The following is an 18351-nucleotide window of genomic DNA, read 5'->3' as shown; positions in this document are numbered from 1 at the left end:
CGGCTATAGCTAGCGCACGGGACGCTCGAACTGCTGTACAACTTTCCGCAAGTAAACGCAGTGCCGCGCCCCCTGACTCGTCGGCGTTGTGAATGCTTCGACTGACTCAATTTTACCGCCCAAATGCTCGATCGCCCTTTGCAACTCCGTTTCTTCCTCCACCGTCCAATTCCCACGGTAAAGTACCGCCAAACCGCCATTTTTCAGCAGAGGCAGCGCGCATTTAGCGCAGAGAGGAGCGGCTCCCACTGCTCTGAGAACTGCTAAATCATAAGCTTGTTTGTGCTGTGGGTCTCGGGCAATTTCATCGGCTCTGCCCAACAAAGTCACAGCATTTTCTATCCCTAAAGACGGCACAACTGTTTCCAAAAAAGTAATTTTTTTGCGCGTAGAATCGAGCAAAGTAACTGATAAATGCGGCAGGGCGATCGCGATCGGCAACCCCGGAAAACCCCCACCAGTCCCAATGTCGATCGCTTTCTGCACCGAACCGGCGGACAATTCGGGATTTTCCGCCGAATTGTGATTAGCGGGCAGCAGTCTCGCAATTCCCCGCAAAGAATCCCACAAATGTTTTTCCCAAAACTCCATCGGCTCAGTAATTCGAGTTAAATTCAAGGAGCGATTTCCCTCGACAATTAACTCATAAAGTCGCTGAAATTGTTGTTGCTGCGACTCATCCGGCTGCCAATTCAACGTTTTTTTCCACAACTCGTTCATCTGGGGCAATACAGGCATTTTAATCTCATTTATCATCTAGTTCTATTCTCACTTTTTTCTTTCTGTGTAGGCGGACTTCGTTTGTATAGACGCGAATTCTATTCGCCAGGAAACCATTGGAAACGCCAAAAACTTAAACGCAACTCGTTTCCTTAGCTTCTAATTTAGCCCGATCGACCTCTTGCAAATCGCCGTGATCTAAAGTCCAAAAGCGATCGGCCACGCTCAACAAATCGCTAGCATCGTGAGTAACAATCAACAAAGTCCAGTGACTTTTCAACTTACTCAACAAGCTTACCAACTGTCGGCGCATCGACCAATCCAAACCCGCCGTCGGTTCGTCCAAAAGTAGCAAATGGGGCTGCCGAATTAACTGCACTGCCAAGGCTACCCTGCGCTGTTGCCCGCCGCTCAAAGCGTGGGGGGAAGCGCGCAGTGGCAAATGTCCTAGTCCCACTTCTGCCATTGCTGAGTTAATTTGTTCTTGTCCCAATTCAGGATGACCCAACCGTAATTCTTCTAAAATTGTGCCGCCGCAAAAATGCCTTTCTGGAAACTGGAACACTAAACCTCCTAACTGTTGCAAGTGTTCCGGTGTTAATTCCTGTTCCCGCCAGCGGATGTCGCCGCTAGTTTTTTCCGCTAAACCTGCTAATATTTCTAATAGCGTACTTTTGCCGGAACCGCTGCGACCCACAATCAGCCCCATTTGCTGCGAGGGAAGTTCTAAGTTAATATTTTTCAGAATAGCATTCGGACAGGCGGTAGGATGATATACTAAGTTTTTTAGATAAAGCATTAACGCAATTGGTAATTGGGGAGAAGGAAGGCACTACACGAATTTTGACAAGGATACACGGATTAATTACCCAGCCTCAGCGATTTGTTTCTAGCTTGGGCCGCTCGAACACAATTATTTTACATAAATCTTTACAAGAGTTTCATTTCTTTTCAGGATTGGCGTTTGATTTTTGTGTTATTTCATGGTATATTTTAATAATGGAAATCTGTCGTTTAATATATTACAAGTCACACTTCCATTATTAAAATATACCTCAATAACCACAAAAAATCAAGCAAATTTCACTCTTTTTTTATTCGCGGCCCGAAAGTCTAAAAATTTAACTCTCTTGTTTCTAGTTTACAGTATATTACATTGAGAGAAATGACGATGACGAAAACCCCTTTAGCATCGCTTGGCAAGCAAATGTTAAGTTCTAAACAGACAGTGCGGGCGATCGCCTGTGCAGGAGCGATCGCCCTCAGCATCTGCATTAACTCAGCAGTAGCGGGCGATCCCTTTCGCAGCAGCAACCCGCAGGCGATCGGGCCCAACACCGAAACCGCTTTCAAAACAATGTTTCAGCAAGGAAACTACAAACAAGCAAAAGCACAAGTTCAACAAGCACTATCAGCCGAACCAAACGAGCCACTCGCCTATGCGATGGCAGCCTCCCTATCATACATCGAGCAGGACTTAAACTCGATGAATTCCTACGCACAAAAAACCCGCGAAGTCGGCGAAAAACTGACGAAAACCAATCCCTTGCGCGGCAACATTTACACAGCAGCAGGTCACTTTCTAGAAGGGGCGAACATTATAGCCAAAGAAGGAACAGCCAAAGGCGCGCCCCAAGCACTCAACAAACTGCGAGTAGTATTTCAATACCTAGATGCCGCCGATAAAATAGCGCCGAACGACCCAGAACTCAACCTAATCAAAGGCTACATGGACTTAATGCTAGCCACAAACCTGCCCTTTTCCAATCCCAACGAAGCAATTCAAAGACTAGAGCAAAAAGCCTTTCCCCGCTACTTAGCTTATCGCGGCATGGCACTAGGTTATCGAGACTTGAAAAAGTACGATCGCGCTTTAGAGTTTGCCAACAAATCCCTAGCAGAAACGCCCAATAATCCCGAAATTTTCTATCTCAAAGCACAAATCTTGTTTTCCCAATCCCAGGGGAAAGAGAGCAACAAAACCTTACTTGAGGAAGCTCGAAAAAACTTGGACGCAGCCTTAGCAAAACCCGACCAACTGCCGCGCAGTTTAGTAGCCGAAATCTTCTTTCAGCAGTGCAGAACCCGTAACCGTCTCGACAGCAAATCTCGCGACTGTGACCCGATGCGCGATAAAATTAGAGATGCAGATGGAGTCTGGGGGCCGACGGCCTTACCACCACTTTAACAAGAGTCAGAGGGAAGTCCGGAGTCAGGAGTCAGGAGGAAAATTTTCCCTGTTTCCCTCTCTCCCCATTTTCCTCTCTCCTACAATTTAATTCCTGCAATTCCATTCCCTTTCTTTGATAAAATTGATGCAAGTAGAGTTTCGCGAGTTTAACCCCTTTGACCTCTGGATTTGGCTGAAGTTCAGCAACGTGCCTTCAAACGGTGAAAAACAGTATGTTGAAGAAGTGTTTGACTCTTGGTTTTTCTTGGGAAAACTGGGAGGATTTAATGCAGAAAATTTGCAAGTTCAAGATGAAGGCTTAGATATCAGTCAGATGAATTACGATGTTAATCTAGCCGACCAAAGCATGATGGCTTTGATGCACAATATGGGAGAAATGGAGTATCAAGGTTCTTGGGCTCGCTGCTGGTTTGATTTGGGCACTAGCGATGCGATAGGCCTCGATGTTTTGATTAATGTTTTCCAGCAACTCAGCAAAGAATTCGTAACGATTGAAAAACTCATTATTGGCGGGGAAAATAGAAACTGGCCCGTTGACAACAGTCGCCGTCGAGAGTCTTTTGCTGCTGATAATTAACCATAGGGGCGGTGTCCCCGTGTCCGCCCTCGCGACTTGCAATAGTAAGGTACGGAACCCGCACCCTAAATAATTAAATTCCCATAAGCCCTAGACTAAGGTTCATCCTCCCAGATTCAATGCTGCAAGTAAGGAATGAGAATTAAATAAACTGCAATGCGTGATTGTTCTTGTGGGATGGGCGAGACGCCCATCCCACAAGCTTATTTAAATGATTTAATTCATGCTCCTCAATCCTCAATCCAAAATCTAAAATCTAAAATCTAAAATCGACTGACTGATGGCTGATGACTAATTATGCAAAAAGGTACAATTCGCGTAATTGTTTTAGGATTAATTCGGATCGGGCGATCGCATTGTCGTGTCAGAATGCGAAGATCCGGTCAAACAAGACACGTTTTACCGAGCTCTGGGCGGTGGCATAGAATTCGGACAACACAGCATCGACGCTTTGCAAAGAGAGTTTCAAGAAGAAATTAAAGCCGAGTTAACAAATATCAAATATTTGGCTTGTTTGGAAAATTTTTTTATTTTTAATGGCCAAGCCGGACACGAACTAATACAACTCTATCAGTGCGAATTTGTTAATCCCAAATTTTATCAATTGGAGAGTCTAGCCTTTGCAGACGGAGAGCGGGTATTTACCGCACTTTGGATGCCGATAGATCGCTTTCGATCGGGCGAATTGCGTTTAGTTCCAGAGCAATTTCTCGACTACTGCGAAGGCTAAAAACTCAACCAATACCAAAAAACAAATACCTGATATCGGGGAATTAAACCTAAAATATTTGCCGTAGGGGTGGGTTTCACCTGAAATATTTGCGATAACTAACAGGATGAATAAACCCCCCCTTCCTTCCGCCCCCCGCATTACCCGGATCTACCTTACACTAGGCAGAGTCCGCAACAGCTCATAGAGCAAAGAGTTGATAAAACCGAGGGCTATAGCCCCCAGCAAAGCACTCCAAATTCCCCAGCGCAAGCGAAATCCATCAACTAGCCAAGCCGCTAATCCAAAGATAATAGCGTTGATAACAATTATCCACAAACCAAAAGTTACCAACATCAATGGAAAACCCAAAACCACAAAAAGCGGTCGGACCAAAGCATTCAGCAATCCAAAAACCGCAGCCGAAATCATCGCTTTTCCAAAAGTGTCAATGTCCACCCCGATGGGTAACTTGGAAATAATGAAAAAGCTCACCGAAGTTACCAGCCAAGCAATTGCCAGCGAAACGATATCCATGTGTTTATCTCCTTAAAAAAGCTAAACATTAAATCGGAACAACAGCACATCCCCTTCTTGTACAACATACTCTTTTCCTTCACTGCGAACTAAACCTTTTTCCTTAGCCGCATTCATCGCGCCCGTAGCAACCAAATCTTCATAAGCTACAGTTTCGGCCCGGATGAAACCCCGTTCAAAATCAGAGTGAATCACCCCCGCAGCTTGTGGTGCTAACATTCCGGCGATAATTGTCCAAGCGCGAGTTTCTTTCGGTCCGCTAGTAAAATAAGTCCGCAAACCCAATAATTCGTAAGTAGCTCGAATCAGAGATTTCAAGCCCCCTTCTTTTACCCCCAGAGATTCTAGGAAATCCGTTCGTTCTTCCTCGGATAACTCCACCAATTCTGACTCAACTTGCGCCGAAACAATGACAACCTTAGCATTTTCTTTAGCTGCTACTTCCCGCACTTGTTCGACATAGCTATTTCCAGTTGCTAAATCGTCATCAGACACGTTAGCAGCATAGATAATTGGTTTGTTGGTCAGTAATTCTAAACCTTTAACTAATTCAGCTTCTTCATCTGTGAAATTGTACTGCCGCGCCGGTTTCCCCGCATTCAAAACAGTGACCAATTTTTCGAGTACATCCACTTCTGCCTGAGCTTCCTTATTGTTGCGGGCTAGCTTGCGAGTGCGATCGAGCCTGCGTTCAATTTGAGCTAAATCTGCTAAAATTAATTCGAGATTGATAATGTCAATATCTCGGATCGGATCGACAGAACCCGCAACGTGAATGATATCATCATTCTCAAAACAGCGGACAACGTGGACGATCGCATCCACGGCCCGGATGTGAGACAAAAACTGATTTCCCAGTCCTTCCCCCTGACTCGCCCCCTTCACCAAACCCGCAATATCCACAAATTCCATCCGCGTCGGCACAGTTTGCACGGAATTGGAAATATTGCTCAGCACCTTCAACCGTTCGTCTGGCACTGCCACGATACCCGTATTTGGCTCGATCGTACAGAAAGGAAAATTAGCAGCAGTCGCCTTGGCATTAGCAACCAGAGCATTAAACAAAGTAGATTTGCCAACATTAGGCAGTCCGACAATTCCGGCAGTAAGCATAGCTATTTAGAAACATATCACTGTTTCAAAATATCATAAGTATCACCAATATATCGGAGAGGACTTACGGACGCGGCGTGAGAAACCCAGTTTCTGTGCGAATATCTCCTAGCCAAACCCCAGATTTTTCGCCACAACCGGGAAGATGTGCGTAAGTCCTACATAATTTACACAGGTTCAGGGATTGTCTGAGGAATAGGTTCGGGCACTGTCTGAGGAATCGGAGAGGGTACAGTTTCCGGCACTGGTTCGGGCATTGGCTGCGGAATTGGCGCAGGTACCGGTTCCGGTACAAGGCCGGGAATTGGTTCGGGTACGGGACCAGGCACTGGTGGCGATGCGGGTATAGTCGGCAGTCCCGGTTCGGTACTGGGAATCTGCGGGCCTGGAAACGGACTAGGGTTGGGAAAAATCATGTTAGTTTTTTGCTCGCTAAGAGAGATGTTCCAAAAACATTTTGTCGCCACTTCTCGCTATATTTTAAAACAAAAATAACTGAGTTGTGGTATTGTTTTATCTCATAATTTTAAACTCAAGATAGCTGCAAACACATCTATCTAAATAGCTATAATTAACTATTACGTCTGCCTAAAATTATGCCTTTGGCGTTAAGCTAAGTAGGTGGTTACAAATAAACATTACATGGGGAGGGCGCGTGAATAAAGCAATAAACTGTCTGAGAGTAAAGATACTGGCTCAACTCGCCCCTACAAGACATTAGGGTTTTTTCATAGCGCTCTACTTAGATATCAAATACAGCAATCAAGATTAATCATGTCACCAGCAAACTCTCAACAACAAACGCCTCTATTAGATGCCTTGCGCGATCGCACAAATCATCCGCACGCCCCATTCTACGCCCCCGGACACAAAGGCGGACAAGGAATCTCTCAACCGCTAATTGACTTATTCGGTGCAACAGTATTTAGATCGGATTTGCCCGAATTGCCGGAGTTAGACAATCTCTTTAACCCAGAAGGTGCCATTGCCGAAGCTCAAGACTTAGCCGCCGAAGCATTTGGAGCAAAATCAACTCGGTTTTTGGCAAACGGTTCGACTTGCGGAATTATCGCCGCCATCTTAGCAACTTGCGGCCCAGGAGATAAAATTATCCTACCTCGAAATATCCACTCCTCGGCAATTTCTGGTTTAATTTTATCCGGTGCAATTCCAATTTTTGTCAATCCAGAGTACAACTCGGATTGGGATATTGCCAACAGCATCACCCCAGAATCTACAGCCGCAGCATTAGAACAAAATCCCGACGCTAAAGCAGTAATGATAGTTTACCCAACCTATCACGGCGTCTGCGGGGATTTGCGGGCGATCGCCCAAATTACCCATCAATACAACATACCGTTATTAGTAGACGAAGCTCACGGCGCGCACTTTAACTTTCATCCAAACTTGCCAGAACCGGCACTATCAGCCGGCGCCGATTTAACAGTACAATCAATCCACAAAACCCTCGGTGCAATGACACAAGCATCGATGCTGCACGTCAAGGGCGATCGCATAGATATCCAAAAATTAAATAGAGCATTACAGTTAGTACAATCTACCAGTCCGAGTTACATACTATTAGCATCTCTAGACGCAGCCCGCCAACAAATCGCACTCCACGGCGAACAGTTAATGACCAAAACTTTACTGCTAGCAGAAAAAGCGCGATCGCGCATCAGTCAAATTCCCGGCTTATCTGTTTTAGAACCGTTAAATACACCGGGTTTTGCAGCATTAGACCGAACCAGGCTAACAGTAAAAGTATCAGATTTAGGAATCACAGGATTTGCCGCCGATGAAATTATGCACTCTCAACTCGCCGTCACCGCAGAACTTCTCATGCCCCAACATTTAACATTTATTATCAGCCTGGGAAATACAGAATTAGATATTGACAATTTAGTTAAAGCTTTGACGATTTTAGAAGGAAGAAGGAAGAAGGAAGAAGGAAGTTCGGCAACGGATTCTGTAACGGATGTAACGGATGTCAGGAAGAAGGAAGAAGGAAGAAAGAAGAAGTCCGAGAGAAGAAGTCCGATGTCCGATGGAAGATTTGCCCACTCTCCCACTCTCCCACTCTCCCCCTCTCCCCCTCTCCTTTCCCCCCGCGAGGCATTCTTTTTCCCAGCGGAAACAGTACCCGCAGACAAAGCAGTCGATCGCCTGTGCGCCGAACTCATATGTCCCTACCCCCCAGGAATACCAGTCCTGATGCCCGGTGAAATCATTACCCCAGCAGCCGTTGACTACCTGCAACAAATCCTTGCCGCCGGCGGCAAAATCACAGGTTGTAGCGATAGAAACCTCCAAACTCTCAAGGTTGTGCGACAGTAAATATTAAGGCTTGGGGGAAATTGGGAGAATTTCTACTTCTTCCGCGAGTTCCAACTGCCGTCTTGCTTCAATCAAAAATCAAAATTCAAAAATATAACTATGCTTTGGCCCTACGTCACTCCAGGCATCCCGGATGACTTATTTGAACGTTTACCGGGAATTCCCATGAGTAAGCGAGAAGTCCGACTGCTGTTAATCTCCCACCTGCGGCTGCAAGCAGATTCAGTGGTGTGGGACATCGGTGCAGGTACTGGTACGATCGCCGTAGAAACAGGTTTGCTGTGTCCCAAAGGTCGCATTATCGCCGTCGAAAGGGACGAAGAAGTAGCAAGCTTGATTCGCAGAAATTGCGATCGATTCGAGCTCAACAACGTAGAAGTCATAGAAGGCAGTGCCCCGGAATGCCTGGAAAACCTGCCCCAACCCCCCCACCGAGTCTGCATCGAAGGAGGTCGCCCCATTAAAGCGATTCTCCAAGAAGTCTGGCGGTACTTGCCACCCCACGGTAGAGTTGTGGCCACAGCCTCGAATTTAGAGAATCTTTACGCCCTTTCCGAAGGGTTCGCCGAGTTGCAAGTCCGCAACATCGAAGTAGTCCAGTCCGCCGTCAACCGCTTGGAGACTCGCGGCCTCAGTCAAACCTTTGCCGCCGTCAATCCCATATTTATTCTCAGCGGCGAAAAGCTGGATTAGAAGGAAGAAGAAGGCACGACACGAAGTTTGACATGGATACACCGATTAATTCTGTAATTCTTAATCTTTTTTAAGTTCACTTAACCTTCATACTTAGAATAAGGGCGACCATCGCTGGATTGACCGCCTGACTTGAGATTTTGGATGACCGATGGGGGATGGGGGTTAACAGTGCAAGAGATCGACTCGTGCTCTATAAAAATCCAAAATCTAAAATCTAAAATCTAAAATCGAATGATCCGCCGCCGTCTGCAAGAGAAATTCATTTTATGCCTTGGTCTCGTATCCTCAGTGGAATAGTTGCGATCGCCCTTGCTTTGGGAATGATTATTATGGGCGGATGGTACTTCACCGTCGGCTTCGGGATCATCGTCTACCTAGGTCAATTGGAATATTTTCAATTAGCCAGGGCTAAAGGCATTGCACCCGCTGCCAAAACTACCTTAGTTGTCAGTCAAGTTCTGCTAATTACCGCGGCCCTTGCACCGCAACTCGTAGATGCGATGTTTCCACTAGCTGGAACCTTCATCTGTTTCTACTTGCTGTTCCAACCGAAGTTATCGACGATCGCCGATATTGCCGCTTCAGTTTTAGGATTGTTCTACGGCGGTTATTTGCCCAGCTATTGGATACGGCTGCGAGTCGGCCTCGACCCAGCCAATCTTGCTACAACCCACCTTTCGCAAGCAGTAGCAAGCAATTTGCCGGTTAACATTTACCCGTCCCCGTCTTGGACAAATTCCAGCAGCATATCTTTAGGATTGACTTCGCTACTGCTGGCTTTCCTCTGCATCTGGGCCGCGGACATTGGGGCTTATTTTGTCGGCAAATTCTTCGGCCGCACTAGCCTGTCCCACATCAGCCCCAAAAAAACCGTTGAAGGTGCCGTATTTGGAGTTTGTGGCAGCATCGCCGTGGCAGTCGCTGGGTCTTGGTATTTACACTGGCCGGGGTGGCCCTATACTGGGGCTGCTTTTGGTCTGTTGATTGGCGTTGCTAGCTTGTTGGGAGATTTAACTGAGTCGATGATGAAACGAGACGCCGGGGTTAAGGATTCCGGACAGTTGATCCCCGGTCACGGCGGCATTCTCGATCGCACCGACAGTTATGTTTTTACCGCGCCCTTAGTCTACTATTTTGTGACTTTATTTTTGCCCGCGATCGACTCTTTTTTAATTAATCGGTAATTGGGAATTGGGCATGGGGAATTGGGAATTGGGCATTGGGAATTGGGCATTGGGTATGTATTCCCAGGATCTACCGAGGAACCAGATTAAAGTCAACTGTTAACTAACTAAGGTAAAACTCTAATTCCTCCCCGACAAACAATCTCCCCCGGACTCAAAATTAACTCCTCAATCTCAACTTCCGGCCCAAAATCAATTTTAAAACCATTGAAATCACTGCTCTTTAATTCTCCATCCATTTCGATTTCTGGTGATTCAAACATCAATTCGCGACCGCTGGCTATCCGCAAACCAGTCCGCAATACCAAAGGAATTTGCCTGCCGCCAGCGCGCAAAATTGTCGCCGAAAGCGTCAACAAACCCGCCTCAATAGCAATCTGCGAATTTTGCAACTTCAGCGACTGTTCGCTATCTGTTAGTGGCAGCATAGGCAGCAAAAATTCGCTCAAAGGTAAGCAAAGCAAAGGCGCTTTCAGCGACGCATTCAAATCCGCTTGGCTAAGCCTCAAAACGCCTGTCACGGGAACCGATTCCAGGAGGCGCAGGGGTTGGCCTTTGAGAGCTTGACCGAGGTTGATGCGAATGCCACAGCCCTCTATGGCAACTTGAGTTAGGTGTAGTCCTTTATACACAGCACCGCGAGCGGCTGCCGTGACTTTGGGGATCGCACCGCTGAAGATTTGTCGATCGCTCCCCTCAATTTTTACCTTCAACTCGTCCACTTGCTGAACTTGCGATCGCAGCCACAACTGCACCGCCGGAGAGAGCACTGCGCTCGCGATCCGGCTGCCTTGACTCGGCGAAGGTCTCCCCGGCTCCTCGCCGAGATTAACAGTCCCACCAGAGCCAGCAGCGGCATCTCTATTGTCAAATTGAAGAGAGTTTTGATCGACAGTCATAAACAATTTCAGAATATAAACCTTAATATTCAAGCACAGAAATTTAACTAGAACTTGCACATTCGGCCTCAAAAACCCGGTTTCTGCCCAGATATACCGCCGTCAACCTGTGATTTTCCGTATAAACCGGGTTGATGAACTCAAGTCCGATTAATGAAAGAAGCAAGCAGACATCTCGAATCAGCAATGCCAGAAGCAGAAAAATTCTCATCCTTTTCCCCTCGGGATCTCTCCTTAGTTCGCGACTTGTGCCCTCCGGAGGAAAAATTCGCGTTCGAGCGTATAAATTTAACCAGCAGTACGGGATTTATGGTAGTGTTGGTTTAGGGTCAGGTCAAACCCACACCTCTCAAAACAGCCGCACAGCAACGGTGCAAGCCTGTGCCTACCGCGAGTCTTTTCCTCGTAGTTTTTGCACAACATTCAGGGTCATGCCATCAGGACAATCTGCATCAGGTCGGGCGTGCTGTAATGATTGGTCAGCATTATAATTTATTCCCAACCAGGAATTGAGCCTTAGTAGTAAGGTTAAGCAATTAACCATGTCGTGTTTCCTCCCCCACCGCTCGCGAGTAGGGGGTTTCCACACTCCCGTCATGTCTGATGAAAGGCTGCAAAAAATCCTCGCCCAGTGGGGCATTGCCTCTCGCCGTCTTGCAGAACAGATGATTGTAGCTGGACGAGTCCGAGTTAATGGCAATATTGTTCGTTTAGGACAAAAAGCGAATCCGGAGCGCGATCTCATCCAAGTCGATGGAGTCCCGGTGAAACCAACGGATCGACCGGCAGAGATCTATATGTTGCTCAACAAACCGGCAGGCGTAGTTTCTACTTGCAGCGATCCCAGAGCCCGATCGACAGTTCTCGACCTGCTGCCGCCCAAATTGCGATCGGGTCAAGGCATCCACCCCGTAGGACGCTTAGATGCAGATTCCACCGGCGCCCTCTTGCTCACCAATGATGGTAAGCTGACATTTTGTTTGACCCATCCGCGTCACTCGATCGCCAAAACTTATCAGGTTTGGGTGCTCGGCGATCCCCCGGAACCCATACTACAAGCGTGGCGTCAGGGCATTGTCTTGTCAGGCAGAAAGACCTTGCCCGCGAAAGTTAGAGTTCTCGATCGCGCGCGAGACGAAACTCTGTTAGAAGTCATTCTATCAGAAGGCAGAAACCGACAGATTCGGCGAACAGCCGAGCTGTTGGGATATCCCGTGGTGCGCCTGCACCGCACAGCCATTGGCCCGATTCAATTGCAGCGCCCCGGTGCCCCAATATTGCCACCAGGCGGCTGCCGACCCCTAGAAGATGCGGAAATTATTTATTTATGGAATCTAGTCAACCTAACATCAATAAGCGTGCCAGTAAATTCCCAGGAGCACAGCATATGACAAAGAATTTATTGTTTTTATTCTTCAAAACCACTAAGCAGAAACGGCACTCTCAAGAGCCAGAAACAGCTCAGAAGAAGCTAGCGGAAATTGGAAATCAACTCCGTCAGTACCGCGAACAGCAGTCTATTTGTTTGGACAAAGTAGCCGTGGTAACAATGATTCGGCGGAATCTGCTGCAAGCCATCGAGGACGGTGAACTAGACCAACTTCCCGAACCCGTCTACACTCAGGGTTTGATCAAGCGCTACGCTGAAGCAATGGGTTTGGACGGAACTCAGTTTGCCGAATTTTTCCCGATCGAACCGCCGCCCCGATCGAGAACCAAGCTATCCTGGCAAGATGGGCCTCAGTTGCGGCCGATGCACCTCTACCTCTTTTACACATTTCTAATTATCTGTTCAGTCAATGTCTTATCTCAGTTGATGAGCGGTTCTGTTACCGCAAAAAACGGTGCGGGAGCCGAAGAACTAGCGCTTGGGCAGCAAGAACAAGCTCGTTTAGCTGCTGACGCATCGAGAGCCTCACAAAATCAGAAACCGGATAGTTACGAAGCTGTCGAAGCAGTAAGAACCGGTCAAAATTTAAATAAATCTGGCAATAAACCAGTGATGGTTAGCGTCACTTTTAAAGCAGAATCGTGGATGCAGGTTGAAGTCGATGGTAAAACAGAGTTTGAGGGAACTTTGCCGACCGGGACTGTTCGCACCTGGGGGGCTCAAAAGCAATTGGTAGTGGTAGCAGGTAACGCCGGTGGAGTAATGGTTGCTGTTAATAACGGACAAGCCGAACCACTCGGAGATCCTGGAGTCGCCAAAGAAGTTGTTTTTAAAGCAAACGAACTCCAGCCTTCAGCACCGCCTAAGAATCAAGGGTAAGTGTTAATTGGTAATTGTTAATTGTTAATGGGTAATAGGGAAGAGGTAAGGGCTGGCAGTCCACAGCTTTTAATTAGAATGTCCGTCTTTATAAACTCCTTACCCATTACCCATTACCCCTTGGCGACGATCAATTTTTATTGGGAGCGCGCCTGGAGATGTAAGTCATAGTTTTGAGGCGATCGCGCACTTCCCAATTCAAAGCTTCAGGCCGATACCGCCACCCCCAATTTCCCTCTGCTTTCCCAGGAAAATTCATCCGCGCGTCTGTATCCAAACCCAACAAGTCTTGATACGGCACAATTGCCAAATTAGCTACCGACATCCAACCCATGCGGATTAAAGACCAGTGAATTCCTTGGGGATCGATGCAGCCCAAATAACGATAAACTTCATCTCTTTGGTATTCTTGCAGTTGATTGAACCATCCGACAGTCGTGTCGTTGTCGTGAGTGCCGGTGTAGACTACGCAGTTGGGAGCGTAATTGAAAGGCCAAAAAGGATCGTCGGGTCCAGCGCCGAAAGCAAACTGCAAAATCTTCATTCCCGGAAACTCGAACCGATCGCGCAAAGCTTCCACTTCTGGAGTAATTACCCCTAAATCCTCAGCGATAATCGGCAAGTTGCCAAACTTCTCATTAATTACATCCAACAAAGCTGTTCCCGGCGCTTTAATCCACTCCCCGTACATAGCAGTTTCTTGCCCGCGCTTCACCGCCCAGTAAGCCTCAAATCCTCGAAAGTGGTCGATCCGAGTCACGTCTACATAAGAGAAAATCGCTTCAAAACGCTGCACCCACCACTCAAAATTATTGGCTTGCAACTTCTCCCAATTGTAGACTGGGTTGCCCCACAATTGGCCTGTATTGCTAAAGTAATCTGGGGGAACTCCGGCCATTAAAGCTGCTTCTCCGGTAGCTTCATCCAAGCAAAATATTTCTGGATGAGACCATACATCCGCGCTGTCGTGAGCTACATAAATCGGAATATCGCCAATAATTTTAATGTCCCGCATATTAGCATAGCTTTTCAACTCCGTCCACTGCTGAAAAAACTCAAACTGGACGTATTTGTAGTAATAAATCTCAGCATTTAGCTGCTGGCGCCACTTCTCTAGGGACTCTGGTTCTCGACGGGCAATTTCGGGTTCCCAATTGTTCCAGCTAACACCGCCAAAGTGATCTTTGAGTGCCATAAATAAGGCGTAATCTTCCAGCCAATTCTTTTTGCTTTCGCAAAAACCTGAGAATTCTTTTTGCTGGATCGGGGATGCTTTGGCTTTGAAGTTTTCGCAAGCTTTTTTGAGCAAAGGCACTTTCAGGGCGATTGCCCGCTCGAAGTCTACATAATCGAGCGGAAATTCGGGTAAATTAGCGAAGTCTTCATCGGCGAGCAATTGGTCGTCCCGCAGCAGTTCTGGGTTGATCAGCAGCGGATTTCCCGCCATTGCGGAATAGCACGAATAAGGAGAATTGCCGTATCCTGTCGGCCCCAGCGGCAATACCTGCCAGTATTGCTGGTCGCTCTCTACTAAAAAGTCAATAAAGCGATATGCTTCTATTCCCATGTCTCCCATGCCAAATCGACTGGGAAAGGATGTGGGGTGGAGTAAAATGCCGCTCGATCGGGGAAAAAGCATAATCTATCTAAAGATATAGGAATTAAACATTGACAATTTGACCGATATTCCCTACAACTTAAACTTCGCAGTTTTTAGGGCGATTGTCAGGGCAAATACTTTTGTGATTGTCTCATATTTTCTGCGAAAACGTGCTTGCCAAATATTTTTAGAGGACTCTACTCACAACTCCTGAGTAGAGAGGAAAACATCCAAATCCGAAGTTATGTGATCGCCTCGCTTTCGCAACTAAGTTTTTTTACCCAGGCTCGTTTGCTGCAACAAAGTAGTTTGCTTGAGCGTACCCCGTTTCTGCTTAATTTTTAAATCTAACTTTTCTTTTGCTTTCGCTCCATCTCTCTGCGGTGGTAAATGGCCCGCCCAAAATCATCCATCACTTAAGCAGAGCCAATGCACAAATCAGCCGACTGTTTTGTATCTCAAAAAACAGTCGGCTGCGGAAGTACCTGAAAAGAGGCTGAGTTTAAGCTTGCTTGTTCAACAATTTCTGCACTTGTTTGAGAGCTATAGCGCCGACGTTGTAAGCAGCCCAGCCGCCCGCCAACAATACGGGCATCAATACTATTAGTATGCGGAAGTCAATATCCATGGGTTCTCCTCCTAAAGTTTTTTAACAAATTCTCATAATCTATTTGTATCTCATTTTGTCGCTGTTCTCCTGACTCTTTAACCAAATATTCCGGATACGCAGGAGGACATGGCTCCGCAGGAATTGAGATCGAAAGCGAAACTCCTGGGCGGGCGATCGGCATTCGCTGCACCAATTATCCCACAATCTGTTTCGCAATCCCTTCCACAACCTTAGTTAGAGGGTCATTAGGGAAGTGCAGCGCAAACACCCCCTTGCTGCCGAGCAGCATCATCTTGTCGCTGTGAGGCAGCACCCCTGCCACTGGGATGTTGTAAATACTCTCTACTTGCTGCTTCAAATCCTCGAAATCCAGGGATTCTGGGGCTTTGTTGATCGTCATCAAAATCTTGGGAACTTCTAGTTTGCGGGCCACATCTACCGTGACAGCCGTTCCCTGAAAATCTTGCTGATCCGGACGTAGAATCAGCAGCAGGATGTCGGAAATGGTGATGCTGAGGAGGGTTTCTTCGTTGAGCCCCGGGTGCGTGTCTATAAATAGGTAGTCTAAGTTCAAAACCTCGATCAGTTCTTGAAAGCCGTCGGTAAGCAGTCCCACATCGTAGCCTTCCCGCAAAACTCGCGCTATCTCCCCTGCTTTAATACTCGAAGGAATCAGGTAGAGATTGCCGTTACTGGCTAATTTTGGCAGCAGGGAACTCACATTGTATGCCGTATCCGCGATCGGACATCGCCCCCACAGGTAATCGTTCAAGCAGTGATCCATGTTGCTCTCGCTGAAACCGAACAGCACGTGAATCCCTGGTGATTGAATGTCGGTGTCCACAATGGCGACTCGATTTCCGCCACGAGCGATAATAGCTGCGAGGTTTGCTGTCGTGTTCGATTTGCCAGTTCCGCCCCGGTAAGAGTGGACAGAGATGATTTTGGACATGATCTGCGTATGAGGGTAAGAAACGGCGAGAATCAATAATTATGATGCAATTCTCGATGCAGTCGAGTAGTCTGTCATTCTTCCTTTCCTCCCAAATCCTCCTTGTCAGTTAAACTATCAATTTTTTCATCTTTTATGCTCTTTTGTGCGCCCCTGCGCTGCCGCATCTGTTTGGCTTTGGCTTGCAAATCGCTGAACTCGTCATCCGGTTTGGTTTCGGCTGAACTAGCACCGCCGCCGGCATCGATCGCACCCGTTTGTGAGCTGCTTTCGGATTCAGTCACGGAGGCGCGCTGCTGCATCTGTTTGGCTTTTTCCTGCAACTGAGCTAAGTAGTCGTCTGTCTGACTTTCGGCATTGGCAAGCTCTGCGGCACCTGCAATTATTTCTTGGGGATGGGAAGGTGCTTTTTCAGAGGTTTCTTTTTTGCTAATCCTCAGTTTATCTTTCTTTTGCTGCAATTCTTTAAAGAAATCAGATTCTGTGATTTCTGCGACTTGCTGTTCTTTTTTGGCTTGGTCTATTTCGATTTTGAAGACTTGTTTTACTCGATCGCTAATTGCTTTGGCGTATCCGGCTTTATTAAATCTTTCTGCTGATACAATGCTGCCACCAGTTAGGATTAATGCTAAGGCTGGCGCGGCCACAGGCACCCACCCTCCTAACAGAAAAATGCCAAACCCGATCGCGCAGCAGCCGCAAAGCATGGCTGCGAATGTCAGCGCCAACTGCGCTGGGTGAGCCATCCGCGATGCAACGGTTCCTCCCACAATTGACCATGCCGAAATCCACAAGATTTCTGCCCATTCCGGCCAAAACCAAAACATCGGTCTGTTGTCTAAAACTGTACTCAAAATTTGGCTGACTACTTGTGCGTGTGCCACGATCCCCGGCATGAATTGATTTTTTTGTTGTCGCCCACTGTAAGGAGTATAAAAAAAATCTTTAACGGTTTCTGTGGTATAACCGATGAGAACTATTTTATCTTTAACTAAATTGGGGTCAACTTTCCCTTCTAAAACATCCGTAATTCTGACTTGGTTTGCGACTTGCAGCCGGGAACGATAGTTAATTAATATTTGATATCCCCTGGCATCAGCATTGTTGTATCCTCCGTCATTACTTTCGAGTTGTTTTAATTGGGTTTTTCCCAGCCATAAAGATTGATCCGGTGCCAGTTGAGGAGAGATTTTTTGCCTTTGCAGGTAGCGGAGTGCTAGCTGCAGGTTGAAGGAATATAAAACTTGAGAGTTGTCATTGCAAAGATGTTTGTCTCCCGAGGAGTTGCCCTCAATTGTCGGCGGTTTCATAAATAATAAAGCCCTGCGGAGTATGCCACCCGCATCGACTCCGAAATCTGCAAATCCCACCCGCTTTTCGGGCAGCCCCGGCGCAGGCGGAGAACCGGGATTGTCCGGGCTGCCGTCGGTGACTAAACATACCCCGATAATGCGATCGTTTTTTTGTAAAATTTTGGTTAATTCCTCGCGCCCGTCTCCTAAAGGTACGTCTCGCAGTACATCTAAACCGATTACTGCTGGCTGCATTTTTTCTAGTTTTTGTAAAATTTCAGCTATTTTGCGATCGGATATCGGCCACTGTTTGAGTTTCTGAATGTCTGCTTCGGTAATCCCTACAACTAGCAAGCGCGAGTCTGGCTTTTCGTCGGCACGCCACCTCAGCATTTGATCGTAAGCGCTTAATTCTATTGGTTCGAGTATTCCTAGCTGTCGAGTTCCCATCAAGGATAATGTTACTGCCGCGCTGGCAATTAATACAGACCTAGCAAATGCTAGTGATGGTTTATACATTTGACTCAATTGAGTCGCTGCCGATCGAATTTTTTTAGATATTTTACTCATTATCCCAGCATATAAGTTTGACTTGTTTCTGGAACAGCAGTTGTTTCACATTTCCCGCCTGCTGGAGACTTCCTCCATCTTAGAACACTCGGAAA

18 protein-coding genes are annotated in these 18351 nt (G+C 46.9%); 8 read left to right on the top strand and 10 right to left on the bottom strand.

Annotated features, from left to right (window positions below; genetic code table 11):
• Window positions 1-9 precede the first annotated feature (9 nt).
• Window positions 10-738, bottom strand: coding sequence for a 16S rRNA (guanine(527)-N(7))-methyltransferase RsmG (rsmG, locus tag QT996_RS13000; protein ID WP_333046973.1), 729 nt, complete (start codon window positions 736-738; stop codon window positions 10-12).
• Between the two features lie 115 nt (window positions 739-853).
• Complete coding sequence (locus QT996_RS12995) at window positions 854-1519, bottom strand: energy-coupling factor ABC transporter ATP-binding protein (RefSeq protein ID WP_333046972.1); 666 nt, start codon at window positions 1517-1519, stop codon at window positions 854-856.
• A gap of 372 nt (window positions 1520-1891) precedes the next feature.
• Here QT996_RS12995 and QT996_RS12990 point away from each other — a divergent pair, with 372 nt between their 5' ends.
• The 3 genes from QT996_RS12990 to QT996_RS12980 all read left to right on the top strand — a co-directional run bounded on the left by QT996_RS12990 (window position 1892) and on the right by QT996_RS12980 (window position 4218).
• Window positions 1892-2908, top strand: a complete 1017-nt coding sequence (locus tag QT996_RS12990) for a Sll0314/Alr1548 family TPR repeat-containing protein (protein ID WP_333046971.1) — start codon at window positions 1892-1894, stop codon at window positions 2906-2908.
• 127 nt (window positions 2909-3035) lie between these two features.
• Complete coding sequence (locus tag QT996_RS12985) at window positions 3036-3488, top strand: DUF3531 family protein (protein WP_333046970.1); 453 nt, start codon at window positions 3036-3038, stop codon at window positions 3486-3488.
• Between the two features lie 361 nt (window positions 3489-3849).
• The gene (locus QT996_RS12980) at window positions 3850-4218 is read left to right on the top strand and encodes an NUDIX domain-containing protein (RefSeq protein ID WP_333046969.1); all 369 of its coding nucleotides are present in this window, start codon (window positions 3850-3852) and stop codon (window positions 4216-4218) included.
• Between the two features lie 150 nt (window positions 4219-4368).
• On the opposite strand, the gene QT996_RS12975 is transcribed toward QT996_RS12980, so the two are convergent.
• The 3 genes from QT996_RS12975 to QT996_RS12965 all read right to left on the bottom strand — a co-directional run bounded on the left by QT996_RS12975 (window position 4369) and on the right by QT996_RS12965 (window position 6263).
• Entirely contained in the window at window positions 4369-4734 is a 366-nt protein-coding gene (locus QT996_RS12975; RefSeq protein WP_333046968.1) for a phage holin family protein, read from the bottom strand.
• A 21-nt stretch (window positions 4735-4755) separates the two neighbouring features.
• Window positions 4756-5847: a redox-regulated ATPase YchF gene (gene ychF, locus QT996_RS12970; protein ID WP_333046967.1), complete on the bottom strand. Its 1092-nt coding sequence runs from the start codon at window positions 5845-5847 to the stop codon at window positions 4756-4758.
• Window positions 5848-6014: 167 nt separating this feature from the next.
• Window positions 6015-6263 carry a gamma-aminobutyric acid A receptor, epsilon-like protein gene (locus QT996_RS12965; protein ID WP_333046966.1) on the bottom strand — a complete coding sequence of 83 codons (249 nt, stop codon included), beginning with the start codon at window positions 6261-6263 and terminating at the stop codon, window positions 6015-6017.
• Between the two features lie 358 nt (window positions 6264-6621).
• On the opposite strand from QT996_RS12965, the gene QT996_RS12960 reads away from it, so the two are divergent.
• The 3 genes from QT996_RS12960 to QT996_RS12950 all read left to right on the top strand — a co-directional run bounded on the left by QT996_RS12960 (window position 6622) and on the right by QT996_RS12950 (window position 10064).
• A complete protein-coding gene (locus QT996_RS12960) occupies window positions 6622-8184 on the top strand; it encodes an aminotransferase class I/II-fold pyridoxal phosphate-dependent enzyme (RefSeq protein ID WP_333046965.1) in 1563 nt (520 codons plus the stop codon).
• A gap of 99 nt (window positions 8185-8283) precedes the next feature.
• Entirely contained in the window at window positions 8284-8877 is a 594-nt protein-coding gene (gene cbiT, locus QT996_RS12955; RefSeq protein WP_333046964.1) for a precorrin-6Y C5,15-methyltransferase subunit CbiT, read from the top strand.
• Window positions 8878-9146: 269 nt separating this feature from the next.
• Window positions 9147-10064 (top strand): phosphatidate cytidylyltransferase, encoded by a 918-nt coding sequence (locus tag QT996_RS12950; protein WP_333046963.1) that lies wholly within the window; start codon window positions 9147-9149, stop codon window positions 10062-10064.
• A 107-nt stretch (window positions 10065-10171) separates the two neighbouring features.
• Here the strand turns inward: QT996_RS12950 and QT996_RS12945 are convergent, their stop codons facing one another.
• Window positions 10172-10963: a DUF2993 domain-containing protein gene (locus tag QT996_RS12945; protein WP_333046962.1), complete on the bottom strand. Its 792-nt coding sequence runs from the start codon at window positions 10961-10963 to the stop codon at window positions 10172-10174.
• Between the two features lie 596 nt (window positions 10964-11559).
• Between QT996_RS12945 and QT996_RS12940 the strand changes: the two genes are divergently transcribed.
• Both QT996_RS12940 and QT996_RS12935 read left to right on the top strand, forming a co-directional pair.
• Window positions 11560-12354, top strand: a complete 795-nt coding sequence (locus tag QT996_RS12940) for a pseudouridine synthase (protein ID WP_333047000.1) — start codon at window positions 11560-11562, stop codon at window positions 12352-12354.
• Window positions 12351-13232 carry a RodZ domain-containing protein gene (locus QT996_RS12935; protein ID WP_333046961.1) on the top strand — a complete coding sequence of 294 codons (882 nt, stop codon included), beginning with the start codon at window positions 12351-12353 and terminating at the stop codon, window positions 13230-13232. The genes QT996_RS12940 and QT996_RS12935 overlap by 4 nt, the downstream gene beginning before the upstream one ends.
• A gap of 130 nt (window positions 13233-13362) precedes the next feature.
• Here QT996_RS12935 and malQ read toward each other — a convergent pair whose 3' ends face one another.
• The 4 genes from malQ to QT996_RS12915 form a co-directional block, all read right to left on the bottom strand.
• Entirely contained in the window at window positions 13363-14871 is a 1509-nt protein-coding gene (gene malQ, locus QT996_RS12930) for a 4-alpha-glucanotransferase (RefSeq protein ID WP_333046960.1), read from the bottom strand.
• A 463-nt stretch (window positions 14872-15334) separates the two neighbouring features.
• Window positions 15335-15460: a photosystem II protein Y gene (locus QT996_RS12925; protein ID WP_445243896.1), complete on the bottom strand. Its 126-nt coding sequence runs from the start codon at window positions 15458-15460 to the stop codon at window positions 15335-15337.
• Between the two features lie 175 nt (window positions 15461-15635).
• Window positions 15636-16394 carry a MinD/ParA family protein gene (locus QT996_RS12920; RefSeq protein ID WP_333046958.1) on the bottom strand — a complete coding sequence of 253 codons (759 nt, stop codon included), beginning with the start codon at window positions 16392-16394 and terminating at the stop codon, window positions 15636-15638.
• A gap of 74 nt (window positions 16395-16468) precedes the next feature.
• Window positions 16469-18256, bottom strand: coding sequence for a CHASE2 domain-containing protein (locus QT996_RS12915; RefSeq protein WP_333046957.1), 1788 nt, complete (start codon window positions 18254-18256; stop codon window positions 16469-16471).
• Window positions 18257-18351 lie beyond the last annotated feature (95 nt).

The sequence above is a fragment of the Microcoleus sp. S13C4 genome (assembly GCF_036700865.1).
Lineage (GTDB): Bacteria > Cyanobacteriota > Cyanobacteriia > Cyanobacteriales > Microcoleaceae > Microcoleus.
This window is presented reverse-complemented; position numbering and strand designations above follow the sequence as displayed.